The organism is Salinibacterium xinjiangense, from assembly GCF_014645015.1.
Taxonomy (GTDB): Bacteria; Actinomycetota; Actinomycetes; order Actinomycetales; family Microbacteriaceae; genus Rhodoglobus; species Rhodoglobus xinjiangensis.
Genome location: NZ_BMLC01000004.1, coordinates 1 through 12,199 on the forward strand (window position 1 = coordinate 1; position 12,199 = coordinate 12,199).

Consider the following 12,199-nt stretch of genomic DNA (forward strand, 5'->3'; position numbering starts at 1 on the left):
CTCTAAATTGACTCGAATGCAATGGCCGTATGCCGAACGACCAGCGCGACAAGATCAGGGACGAATCCAACTATCCTTCAAGCGTGCCGAATTACGGTCATATGGGAACTCCACCATGTCGCGCACTGCTTCACTGGCGTGTGCGATAGATCTTCGTCGACTTCCTTCCCGCCCATAAGAGCGTGACCATGAACGCCACAAAGCAGAGGGCGACCGCCACCCAGAACCAAGCTGACGCGTGGGTTGCCAGACTGGCGAAGAAGCTCCCAAAAAAGAGAAGGACAAGCGGAGTCAAAAATCTCGGGGTCCAAGCCACTCTGCAATACAACTCGACCCCGAGACTTTTCGCAATAACTTCAAAATCCAAAGGTCCAACTGTGAACCGTCTGGTCTCGTGCTGCTTTCGTTTTGGGGAATGAGAGCGGATCACGATCGGCCCGGGCGAGCTCAGACATTCAAGCGTTCGTCGCGTCTATGAAAGGTAGATCAAATCTGCATTCCGACAAAAATGGCGCCCGCAGGCCGGACCCCCTACGGGACAGCATCGTCAGTCGATCACAGCAGCGACGGCTTCGATCTCGACGAGCTGATCCGTATACCCGAGGACGGTGACGCCTATGAGCGTGCTCGGTACGTCATGCGTTCCAAAGGCCTCGCGAACGACTGCCCAGGTCTTGACGAGGTCGCTCTGATTAGATGAGGCGACGAGAACTCGTGTGCTTAGGACATCATCGAGTCGGGCGCCCGCTGCGTGCAGCGCAATAACGAGGTTTTCCATCGCCTTGCTGGCCTGCGCCGAGTAGTCTCCGACTCCTGCGGTGCTGCCATCGAGATTGAGCGGGCAGGCGCCAGCCAGAAAGATGAGGCGCGCCTCAGCGGGAGCTGTTGCAGCGTAGGCATACTGAGCCACATTGGAAAGCTCGGCAGAACGGATCAAGACAACATTTTGGGACATGCCCTCACTGTATGGGAGAGCCAACGCGCGGCTGGCTTGCTCACGTACGCCCGCAAACCGAACCGCCAACGAGACAGATCCGGGGCCGCTCCACCCCACTGCCGACAGCGCCGGTGCTGTGTCAGATGGGACCCGCTTGCGGTGACCAAACACGCTGAGACCTGATTGAGATAGTGTTCCGTACGTGACGTTAAACCATGTTCGACGCGGAAGCGGTAGCCCGTTGTTGCTTGTGCATGGCTTGGGCGCAGGCTGGCGATCCTGGGCCCCAATCTTCGACGAACTGGCCGAGAGCCGTGAGGTTATCGCTGTCGACCTACCGGGGTTCGGTGAGACGCCGCCGTTGACCGGTGAGGTCTCGATCGCCACCCTGACCGACGCCGTCGTGGACTTCATCCGCGAACAAGGACTAGACGGGGTCTCCACCGTCGGCCAGTCAATGGGCGGCCGAATGGTGCTCGAGCTCGCGCGGCGGGGAGTCGGCGGCGACACCGTGGCGTTGGAGCCGGGCGGCTTCTGGAACGACCGCGAACTAGCCGTCTTCGGCGCCACGCTGCGGCCGTCGATCGCTTTAGTCCGAGCGCTGCGCGGCATGCTGCCATCACTACTCGGCAGCTCGGTGGGAAGGACTCTGCTGCTGGCGCAGTTGTCGGCCCGGCCCTGGGCGCTCTCGTGCGAGACCGTGCTGCCGGACGTGCGCGGGCTGGCCGACTCCCCGGCGACTGGCGCAGCCATGGACGCTCTGACCAAAGGGCCCAAGCAACAGGGCGCCCCCGCTGGCACGGTTCCCGGTCGGGTCACGATCGGGTGGGGACGCCGGGACTTGGTGACCGTGCCGAGACAGGCTGCGCGCGCCACGGAGCTGTTCCCCGACGCGGTGCTGCACTGGTTCGAACAGTGCGGTCACTTTCCGCAATGGGACGCACCACACGAAGCGACCCGACTAATTCTCGACAGCACCGATTAGAGTCGGGCGCTCTGCTCAGCCGATGACCGCACCCGTCGCCGTATGCGGATCCTTGTCGTGGCCTTTTTCGAGATTTCTTCGATCCATTCCGTCACGCGATCGCAGAAGCAGAAGCCATCACAGGTGTCTCCACTTATCCACCGGGTATTCGACATCGCGGTGGCCCCTGCGCCGGTGAACCTTCTCAGGATGTCGACCGAGATCGCACCATCGTCATTGGCAGTCAGCCACGCATGAGCGGTGCTGCTCAGTTCGAGCACCATTCGTTTACGTGAACAGCGGAAGGATCGCACTGTCGTGGGATCGAATAGAGCTAAATCGGGGCAACGCAGGCTGGTGATCCCACCCAGCACCCCCCGGTGACTGTGCAGGACCATCCACCTCACATGCAAGAACCCACCCGATGGGGCCCGCCTTTGGAACCACTCACGTTCCTAACAATAATTCGGCGTCCGAGGGTCTTCAGATTGTGACCAGTTCAAGGGTCAATCCCTCGCCCAAACATCAGTCGAGTGGGAAAAGGCAACGTGCGCCCGTAAGCCCAGCACGGCGACGCAAAACCCTGACCGCGTCAACATAAGGCAGCCGCGATATAAAAGCACGACGACCCGCGACGCAGTTCATACGCGAAATCCAGGATGACAGCGTATGCCAGATGGGAACCTCCAATGCGACGATCAACAGGTCGTTGCGAGGATCTCGAGAAGAACAGCCGATTCGGAAGCGGCTGCATGTGTTATCAGATCCGTGCCACGGCACCCAGAACTCGTGGCGCGATGCTGCCGACCAGCAATGCGGCGGCCGTAGGAATCAGGAGCGCGATGGGTAAAGTCGACGCGCCCGCGACGAACCCGATCAGGGCCGGTCCGATCAGTCCCCGCCGTAGCCAATTGCGGTTACCGAGGACAGTGTTCGCTCGGCTCCGGAAAGCACTGCAATTGTGCTGACAACGATGGGCCAGACCAACGCCATGCCCGCACCTGCCAGGGACCAGCCTGCGATGTCGGATCCAACTCGGGTTCCAATTGGTGCGTTGAGAACCCCGGCAAGAAGGACGAGGCCAAAGCCGAGGCTGGCGACCCCTCCAGCGAGCCTCAACGTTCTTGTCGCGCCTAATCGACTGCGAAGGGTATCCCCGAGAAATCGAACGCCCGTCATCGTTGCAAAAAACACTGCGTACACAAGTGAGCCGGTTGCCGCGTCGGCTCCAAGCACGCGAATCGCGTGAACGCCGGCCCAGTCGGCGTTAACAGCCTGGCCGGGCATTGCCCGCAGACCTCCGAATCGACGGACTATCAGGCCACATTATGCCTAGCCGAAGACGACTCGGCGCGCTACGCTGCTGCCAGCAATTGTTCGCATTCACTCCACTAAAAGGAAGAAGGCGCGACCATGTCGGCTGCCAGCGAAGAATCTCCCGCATCTGTGATCCACGATGATGCCGGCGGACCGGCAAGCTCGCTGGGGATGCCGGGTCGCGGTGCTCTGGATACGGTGCATCGAGAGCTTGAGCGTCATACCCTCGACGGCCCCGAAGCCATCGATCCGCTGCTGACCTACCGGGATGCCCTCCTCGGTCGATACATCATCGACCGGCCGATCTTCACGCTGGCCTGGCCGTCGAGTCTCTACATTCCCGCGGATGCAGACCCGGCGAAGTACTGGATCACCGCACCGCCTGCCGATCACCGCTATCGCTACCGGTGGACCGATCCGCAGCCGACCGCCAGCAGCGCGTCAGAGAAGACCGGGCACCTGTTCAGCTGGACCAACGTGTCGGGGTTGAACCCGAGCTACACCGGTGCTGCGGGCGTCGGCGTGCGGATCGTGCCGACGAACTCGCTCTCGACTGTGCGAGTCAGTGCCGACGTCGATCTGGTGGCCGAGAGCCGCTGGTGGTATCTCGTTGGCTCGTCCGCCGGTTTCGCAAACTTCTCCTACCGCGGCACCGTCTACATTTCGGGCTGGGAAATCAGCCCGGTGACCGGGCAATGGGAGTTGCTGAGACCGTTCGGGTCTCGGGTGCTCTTCCAGTATCGCGAGAGCGGGCAAGGAGGAACCGCGATACGCAGCGACCACCACGCCTTCGACGATCTCTCTGTGCGGCTGCAACTTCAGGGCGGCCACACCTACGGCATCGGGGTCTCGTTCGAGGTGGAGGTCGGATTCGACTGCCATGACCGCAATGGCAAGCCGTATCAGAAGCAGCCCGGCGACGACATCAAGCTCTGGGCATCGATGACCGGCGAGGTATCGAGCATCAGCGTCTCCACCGAGACGGTGTGGATCCCCTGACGGCATGCTCGAGAGTGGGAGGGACGCGGCCTCCTCTCGACGCGCGACCGGCTAGCTCTCTACGTAGGCCGCGAGGTGCTTGCCGGTGAGGGTGGATCGCCCGGCGACGAGTGCTGCAGGGGTGCCCTCGAACACAATGAGCCCGCCGTCGTGGCTGGCTCCCGGACCGAGATCGATGATCCAGTCGGCGTGGGCCATGACCGCCTGATGGTGCTCGACGACAATGACCGATTTGCCCGAATCCACCAGGCGATTCAGAAGGACGAGCAGCTGCTCGACATCGGCGAGGCGTAGACCGGTGGTCGGCTCGTCGAGCACGTAGACGTCACCCTTCTCGGCCATGTGGATGGCGAGCTTGAGCCGCTGCCGTTCGCCACCGGACAGAGTGGTGAGCGGCTGGCCGAGGCTGAGATATCCCAGCCCCACGTCGACGAGGCGATGAAGGATGGCGGGCTTCGCCGGTGTTCGACCCTCACCGCTGGCAAAGAAGTCTTCGGCCTCGGCCGACGACATCGCGAGCACCTCGCTGATGTCGCGCCCGCCGAGGTGATAGGAGGGAAGACCCCCACAGCGACGTCAAAATCCCAGTGAGCCCGTAAGAGGCGGTTATGGCGAGGTGAATCGCCCTGGGTTTCGTTCCTAGGTGTTCTCTTGGGAAGCGGTCGCTTCCAAGAGTGATTCGGGATTAGCGTCGTGCGCCTGTTCGGCTTCGGTCGGGGTGCGGTAGTCGAGCTCAGAGTGGAGGTGCGGGTTGTTCCACCACCACACCCATTCCAGCGTCGCGAGTTCGACTTGCTCGACGGTGCGCCACGGCCCGCGAGCGCGGATCAGCTCGGTCTTGTAGAGCGCGTTGATGGCCCCAGCCATCGCATTGTCATAGGAGTCGCCGACCGTCCCGGTCGAGGGAATCGCGGCGAGTTCCGCGATTCGGTCCGTGTAGACCATGGCCATGTAGTTGGAGCCGTGATTGGAGTGGTGGGTGAGTCCAGTCAGGTCGCCACCGGCGTCAAAAGCCGCCATGTCTAGTGCTTGCAACGGCAAGATGTCCGTTTTCAGCGTTGACGCGACGTTCCATCCGACGATACGCCGCGAAAAGACATCGGTGACAAACGCGACATAAGCGAAGCCCTGCCAGGTGCGCACATAGGTGACGTCCACGACCCAAAGTTTGCGGGGTGCGTCGGCGCGGAAGTGCCGCTTCACGAGATCGGTGGGTCGCGCACCAGCTGGATCGGATTTCGTGGTGAACACCCGTTTACCGCGTTTGACACCGCGCAGCCCGAACGAGCGCATGAGTCGCCCCGTCTGGTCACGGTCGATTTCCCAACCCTGCCGCCCCAGCAGCCGATGCATTTTCCGCACTCCATAGACGCCATAGTTCTCGGCATGCAGGCGCGCGATCTCAGTACCGATCAGTTGATCCGACAGTGTCCTGGCGGATGCCGGTCGGCTCTTCGCCGCCCGGTATCCGCGCGCGGTGACGAATCCCACCTCAGCTGCTCGCATCGTGTGGCAGACGAGCTCGACCGCGAAGCGATCCTTCATCACATCGATGAAGGCGATCATTTCGACGAGGGGCGGCCGAGCTCGGTGGCGAAAAACACGCTCGCAGACCGCAGGATCTCGTTCGCTCTCTCCAACTCGACGATCTGTTTCTTCAACCGTTTGATCTCCAGCTGCGCCTCCGACGTCGTCCCGGGGCCTTTGCCAGCATCAATATCGCCGCGCTTCTTCCACAATCGCAGTGTCTCAGGATTCACTCCGAGACGGCCTGCGACATGGTTGGCCGCAGCGAAATCCGACGCGCGATCAGGTCGTGCTTCAGCAAGCATCCGAAGAGCACGTTCACGAAACTCGGCCGGGTAAGGGTTCGACATTGTTCAATCCTCCAAAAGGAAAGAGCGGAACGAAACCCAGGGCGATTCACGGTGCCCTTTTGACTGTCCCGACATTAAGCCCGCTGACGGGGCGTCATACGCACGAGGTCAGCGTCTCGTATCCCTAGGAATACAAGACGTCTCAAGGCCGCGACCTGGGCGTCCTCAATATCGCAGGAATCTTGCGGCACGCCGATTCTCATAACTACGTCGCATAACCGCACGCTTGAGCTGTCGTACTCGCCATTGGTTATGAGACATTCCGGGAGCAGGAATGACGAAACTGATCGGTGTCATTTTTCGAATCCGTCTGCACGAACGTTCGTGCTCGCGCGCGCACCTCACTCCAGCCACCGACGAACCTCAATTTCCGTAAGCGGAACGACCTACGGTCCGAATTTTCCGCTCGTACGAGATCGCGCTGGCGACCACTTTTCGACCCGACCTGGTGTCCCGTAGGGGAACCCTCACCCCCGTCGTTAAGGTCGTGCCTGCCATCATCGATCCGTACGTCAAACTGACCACAAGTGAAAACATCACAACGAAGAGGTGGTTTGTATGGCTTCCCAACCCGTGGACTTCCACTCAGGCGCGCCGATTGACCTCGACCTCTCGGTCGAATGGATGGACGGCTCCGGCTTGAACGAGCCACTGGTCCAGGTCCACGCACTCGACGAACACACCTATATCCTTCGCCAGTCTCTGAAGACACACTACGAGGGACCATTCGTCTTCCTCCTGCTCGGCAACACGGGCGCACTCATGATCGATTCTGGCGCGACCTCTGACGAGGAGACATGGCCACTGCGCCACTTTGTCGACGAAATCATCACGGACTGGCTCGTCGCGCATCCCGCCCCGTCGTATTCGCTCACCGTCGCCCACTCGCACGGTCACGGGGACCACATCGCCGGAGATGTGCAGTTCTCCAACCGCGCCAGGACCAGCGTGGTGCCGGCGTCTCTTGAAGGCGTGAAAAGCTTCTTCGGATTCACGAATTGGCCGAACGAGACCGTTTCTTTCGACCTCGGCGGGCGGATCCTGCGCGTGATCGCCGGTCCCGGGCATGAAGAGGCCGCCACGCTTTTTTACGATCCGTGGACCGGCATCCTCTTCACGGGCGACACCGTCTACCCCGGTCGCCTCTACGTCGTGGATATGTTCGCCTACATCGCCACGCTGGATAGGGCCATCACCGTCATGGCCGAGGTTCCCGTCTCCTACCTTTTGGGATGCCACATTGAGATGTCGTCTACGCCGGGCCAAGATCATCCACTCGGTTCGCTCAGCCACCCAGGCGAGGCACCGATGCCCATGCGCCCAGGCCAGCTTCTGACCCTGCGCGAACGCGCGGTCGAGATAGCCCACGTCCCAGGCGTCTACAAGTTCGACGACGTCATCATCTACAACGGTAAGGCTGTGGTCGACGACTACTTGAACCCGTCCTCAGGCACTGAGGGTGGCAGCGATTGACCCAGCAGGGGCGCTGTGCAAACCAATCGCCACGGGAGGGTGAGAGATGCGGTCCGAGCGCGAAAGCGGCCATCGCGACGGAGAGCTCAACGGTGTCACAAGGGAACCTTCTGCGGGACCTGCTAAGCCCCGGTGTTTGATCCGCTGGTTGTCGTCAGTCGCTCGTCCACATGGAGTCGATAAGTCCGGCATACGACAATTTAGTGGGATCGGTATCGAATTTAGCTCCTGGATATTCCAAGACAATCCAGTCGGATTGATAGCCGTTCTCCCCAAGGGTTTCCGCGAATTTCTCCGCTTCGTTCGGCGACTCAAAACGGTAAATCGCAATTTCTTCTGACCGCACCACCGCTATGCAGGCGTTGTTTGTGGCACAGGCGTCGGCGGTAATGTCGCGTGGATTCGTCACGGGGAGATCAGCCTGCGCTGTGAAAGCAGCCCCTACATCATCGACCCCCATAGTCGACCGAGGCTCAAGTACCGCCTGACACCCGCTCATCGTCAAGGCAATTGCAACGACGGTGAGGACTCGAGCTGCCTCGGCTATCTTCATCACTGCATTGTCCCACCTTGATCCAGTTGCGCAGGGGAACCCGTAACGGAACGTTTTCAGCGGTTGAGAAGTTCGTGGGAGAGGACGACGGTGGCGAACTCGTCGTGAAGATTGATCGCGGTAACTCGGGAAAGTTCCGCCGCGCTGATCATTCCACCTTCTAGGTCTGCCCTGTCAAATGTGTGAGTCGCGTCTATAGCAAAGTAGACGGTGTATCCCAGATTTCCGCCAATGCGTGCTGTTGTTTCGCAGCAGTGATTGGTGGTGATGCCACAGATCACAATGGTCGAGATAGCGTTTTCTCGAAGCCAGGAGTCAAGATCGGGTGTGCCGTGAAAACTTGAGTTGACCGTTTTTTGGACCAATAGATCCGGAGTTCCGGACAGGTAGCTTTTCAAGGCATGGCCGGGGTTGCTGGGGTGCAGCGGAGAGAGCGGATTGGAGGAATTATGCTGCACGAAGACGACTGGTCGCGAAAGCCTGTGCCACTCGTTCACTAACGCTGTGATGTTCTGATCACAGTCCGCGTTATTTCGGGGTCCCCACCAATCAACTTGGTCAAATCCTTGCTGGGCGTCTACGACGATCAGGGCGGTGTGATCATCGATCGAGGGTAGTTGGATCACGATTTAGGCTCCCTATTTATTTCAGACCAATGGCCACATGGCTGATCCCAAGACGCCGTGTAGGACCGGGACCGATTCAGACACCGTTCAGCATCCCATGACGGTGGCAGCGCGCACGGTCGCGGCCAGCAGTTGGGCGCAGACGCTATCTCCAAAGCCGGAACTCCAAAGGTCCGGAGCGATTGACACGGGCGGCGGCACGCCGGTCACTCAGGGCTCCCGCACGAAGGACGGCGACCGGGATGCCCGAACGCTCATACAACATCGAAGACGATCCCCCGAGTTCCGCGGGCACCCGATTCTCGTAAGGGCCGCCCGATAAAATCCCCGGTGAGGGAGGATAAACGGCACACGCGAGAAGCGTGACCGGCGTCCTCACCCCGATCGAGTTCGGGATAATCGATGCACGAGCCGCTCACGCGGCCGGAAAGCCCAAACAAGACGTGTCAACCAAATCGTCAGCAGTCGCAGTGCGGAAATTCACCACCACTGGTGATAACGCAAATGCCTGATCCTGACTAGTCTCCGATGAGATCGAAGCCCAGATGGAGCGCTGCGTTCTTGCACGTGTCCTGATTGTTGTTTTGATCCAAGAAGCGGATGAACGCTCCTGCGAATGGCACAGACTCGCCGGAAGCGAGCATCGCCTTAATGGGCATCCAGTTACCGGTGATGCTGAAATCAATCGCCGGGCACGCTTCCGAAATTCCGCGAGACATGCTGGTCCCGGAGATGGTGACGCAAATCCGGTCGAGGGCGACAGGCGTGGCTCCCCCGTTCGTTACGAAGCCCGTGACAGGTGCCGCGGCGCTACCAGGCCCCATTCCGGCAATGGCGGAGGTCTGGGTGACGGAAATTGAATTCGTCGAGCCGACGCATTTGGATGACGGCTCAGCCGCCTGAACACGCGATGGAAACGCAGCAATCGTTGCGAGAACCACGGTGAGAATGAGCAGCAAACCCACAACGGCAATGGCTCGTTTTCGTCGTCGAGAGGAGACGAGCATGGCGATTCCCACAGCCACGACCACCGCGGCGATGACGATCACAGCAGCGATGGGCAGGTCAGTGCCGGTATACACAGCTGACCGCACAGGATGTCAGCTGTGTGTCTCACGGGACAGTCACCTCCTGCCGTGCCGTTGCTGCGTTGCCCGCAGCATCTCGCACGCGAACGAGCACGTTGTGCGTTCCTGGCGGCAATGGGGCAATCGTGACTGACCAACTACCGTCGGCGCCAACGGTCGAATTCAGCGTCTGCCCAGATACCAGAAGACTGACGATCTGTCCTGCTGCCGCCGTCGAGGTGCCAGCAAAGGTCGGAGCGTTGCTGGAAGCTACCGCCGACGAGCCACCGGTAATGGTGATGGCAGGTGGTAGGTCAACAGTGAACCGGATGGTGTTCGAAGCAAGCGTGAGGGCGCCGCTACCCAGCGCACGGCCGATCAGCTTCGCGTCGGCGCCGATCGTGATGGCGCCATGGGCGAGGATGGTGCCGGAGAAGAAAGAGTTTGCGCCCGTGCCGACAGCGCCGTTTGCCTGCCAAAACACGTTCGATGCTTTCGCTCCGTTGATGAGTTCGATCCTGCTGCCTGCGGCAGTGTTTAACGCTGCGTCGATTTGGAAGATGAATATTGCATTGGGGTTATTTTGGCCGTCGAGCGTGACGATGCCCCCGGCGCTGAGCTCGAAGGCTGCCTTGGTACTATGAACTCCGGCCGTGAAAGTGGCGCCAATTTGATCTCCCGCGAATGTTGTTGTCGGCGTTCGCGAAGCAGCATCGGCGTAGGCGGCGGCGCGGTCGGCATGCGCGCCGGAAGCGATCGCGTCGCCCGCATGAGTCTCGCCCTGCACCGTGCCATCCGGAAAGCCCGTGACGAGGGGCGTGGGGTCAACGCCAAGGTCTCCACTGAGCGCGCTGACCGACGTATTCGTTGCTGTTGATCCGAGTGCCGAGTACGGAGCGGCGCGACCCAGAAAGATTCCGGCGAGTGCGGGAGGCGTGACGGAGAACGGGGAGCTGGTAGCTGGTGCTAGCGTGCCCGACGCCGCGACAAGGGTGTAACCGACGCCAGGCGCGTCGATGCTGATGTCTGCGAAGGTGGCAATGCCGTTGGAGTCAGTGAACGCTGTCAGCGTTCCACCGAGCGTGCCGGAGGAAGGGTTTGAACCGGTCGATAGGACGACCGGAGTGCCGCTCGTCATGACCGCAGATCCGTCTGCAGACTGCACAACGACGGTGACAGCGGGCGTGATTATGGTCCCGTCAGCGGTGTCACCCAGACTGGCTCCGAACGCGAGCTTCGCTGCGACCGCGACGGCCACAGCGCCACTAGGAGTGCCCGCCGCCGTCCACGATCGGTAGATACTCGTGACAGTGTAGGTGAAGCTGCCATCGGCCGGGACCAAGTCAGTGCAGGATGTCGTCGCAATCAGGTTCCGCGCGTCCGAGCCGCAGGCCGGGGTCGTGGTCGTTCCGGATCTTCGGGTGACGACATAGCCGGAGGGCACGATCACGCCACTCGCCGCGGTCCAACTGACGGGCACTGCTGACGATGCGTACGCGGGAACAATCACAGCGGTCGGCGGCTGAAGCCTGCCGGTCTCGGCAGAACCAGCGCCAACACCACTTCCAGTCCAGTATGAAAAGGCAGGAGACGCTGTTGCGAGTAATCCAACGGCTATGAGAGCGGTGACCAGCGTCAACAGTTTAGTTTTCACGTGATCCCCCCGGGAAAGTAAGTACACAACAGAACGTCGAACGAGGGCCAGGCACACCAACCGAGGTCAGTGTGCCCGGCGGATGTCTGCTATTTCGCTAGGAAATACAGCGGGATCTCGATGTCCTGGCATGCATCCTGGTTGGCGTCGCGGTTCAGCATCGAAATATCGATAGTCCCAATGAGCTGGCCACCTCCGGCGATCTGCCCAGGCTGGTACACCACATTGCCCACAGCGAAGTCAGCTGCAGAGCAGCCGGTGACGGCTGTCCAATCGAGTCCGCCAGCGGATTTGACTGCCACGGTCACCTCGGAGAGCTTCTGGGTTCCCGTCCCCGGATTGGTTACGGTGAAGGCGAACGTCTTGGCCGCGCCACCTGGGGTGAGACCCGTGGGTGCTACGTTTTTGATGGTGAAAGGGGTGCTCGAGCCCGTCTTCACGATGCCGGTGCCGAAGCCCTGCGCGGTCCAGTAGGCGGATGCGGCCGTCCCTCCAGCGAGCACCAGCGCTGCCGTGGCGGCAACCGTTATGAGCGTGCGTTTGTTACGTCGTAATGCAGACATGTTTATTTCCCAATTGTGTACGAAGGTTGGCATCGATGCACGGCGAAAGAGCCTGCAAAGAGCGTGCTGGGCCGTCCGGCTCCAGCAGCGAGTCTCTTATATGAATAAAATGAACCCGTTTGAATAATGTATTGCTTCCGAGTCTTTGGGGGTATGAAAAACCAGAACC

10 protein-coding genes and 2 pseudogenes are annotated in these 12,199 nt (G+C 60.6%); 3 read left to right on the top strand and 9 right to left on the bottom strand.

Going from position 1 to position 12,199, the window contains the following annotated elements:
* Nucleotides 1-547: 547 nt before the first annotated feature.
* Nucleotides 548-955, bottom strand: a complete 408-nt coding sequence (locus tag IEW81_RS11835) for a RidA family protein (RefSeq protein ID WP_097061511.1) — start codon at nucleotides 953-955, stop codon at nucleotides 548-550.
* Nucleotides 956-1,139: 184 nt separating this feature from the next.
* On the opposite strand from IEW81_RS11835, the gene IEW81_RS11840 reads away from it, so the two are divergent.
* A complete protein-coding gene (locus IEW81_RS11840; protein WP_097061512.1) occupies nucleotides 1,140-1,922 on the top strand; it encodes an alpha/beta fold hydrolase in 783 nt (260 codons plus the stop codon).
* 1,392 nt (nucleotides 1,923-3,314) lie between these two features.
* A complete protein-coding gene (locus IEW81_RS11845; protein ID WP_097061515.1) occupies nucleotides 3,315-4,217 on the top strand; it encodes a hypothetical protein in 903 nt (300 codons plus the stop codon).
* A 51-nt stretch (nucleotides 4,218-4,268) separates the two neighbouring features.
* Here the strand turns inward: IEW81_RS11845 and IEW81_RS11850 are convergent.
* The 3 genes and pseudogenes from IEW81_RS11850 to IEW81_RS11860 all read right to left on the bottom strand — a co-directional run.
* Nucleotides 4,269-4,769 (bottom strand): annotated as a pseudogene (locus IEW81_RS11850) (ATP-binding cassette domain-containing protein); the annotation flags it as partial.
* 87 nt (nucleotides 4,770-4,856) lie between these two features.
* A pseudogene (locus tag IEW81_RS11855) lies at nucleotides 4,857-5,828 on the bottom strand (IS3 family transposase); the annotation flags it as partial.
* Complete coding sequence (locus IEW81_RS11860; RefSeq protein WP_097061517.1) at nucleotides 5,780-6,094, bottom strand: transposase; 315 nt, start codon at nucleotides 6,092-6,094, stop codon at nucleotides 5,780-5,782. The pseudogene IEW81_RS11855 and the gene IEW81_RS11860, both read right to left, overlap by 49 nt.
* Before the next feature lie 558 nt (nucleotides 6,095-6,652).
* Here IEW81_RS11860 and IEW81_RS11865 point away from each other — a divergent pair.
* Nucleotides 6,653-7,567, top strand: coding sequence for an MBL fold metallo-hydrolase (locus IEW81_RS11865; RefSeq protein WP_097061518.1), 915 nt, complete (start codon nucleotides 6,653-6,655; stop codon nucleotides 7,565-7,567).
* 154 nt (nucleotides 7,568-7,721) lie between these two features.
* Here IEW81_RS11865 and IEW81_RS11870 read toward each other — a convergent pair whose 3' ends face one another.
* The 5 genes from IEW81_RS11870 to IEW81_RS11890 form a co-directional block, all read right to left on the bottom strand.
* Complete coding sequence (locus tag IEW81_RS11870) at nucleotides 7,722-8,120, bottom strand: hypothetical protein (RefSeq protein ID WP_097061519.1); 399 nt, start codon at nucleotides 8,118-8,120, stop codon at nucleotides 7,722-7,724.
* A 56-nt stretch (nucleotides 8,121-8,176) separates the two neighbouring features.
* Nucleotides 8,177-8,746 carry a cysteine hydrolase family protein gene (locus tag IEW81_RS11875; RefSeq protein WP_229671387.1) on the bottom strand — a complete coding sequence of 190 codons (570 nt, stop codon included), beginning with the start codon at nucleotides 8,744-8,746 and terminating at the stop codon, nucleotides 8,177-8,179.
* A gap of 518 nt (nucleotides 8,747-9,264) precedes the next feature.
* Complete coding sequence (locus tag IEW81_RS11880; protein ID WP_143544720.1) at nucleotides 9,265-9,795, bottom strand: hypothetical protein; 531 nt, start codon at nucleotides 9,793-9,795, stop codon at nucleotides 9,265-9,267.
* Between the two features lie 64 nt (nucleotides 9,796-9,859).
* On the bottom strand, nucleotides 9,860-11,467 hold the full coding sequence (locus IEW81_RS11885; RefSeq protein WP_143544721.1) for an ice-binding family protein: 1,608 nt from the start codon (nucleotides 11,465-11,467) through the stop codon (nucleotides 9,860-9,862).
* Between the two features lie 89 nt (nucleotides 11,468-11,556).
* Complete coding sequence (locus tag IEW81_RS11890) at nucleotides 11,557-12,030, bottom strand: hypothetical protein (RefSeq protein ID WP_097061522.1); 474 nt, start codon at nucleotides 12,028-12,030, stop codon at nucleotides 11,557-11,559.
* Between the last annotated feature and the right edge of the window lie 169 nt (nucleotides 12,031-12,199).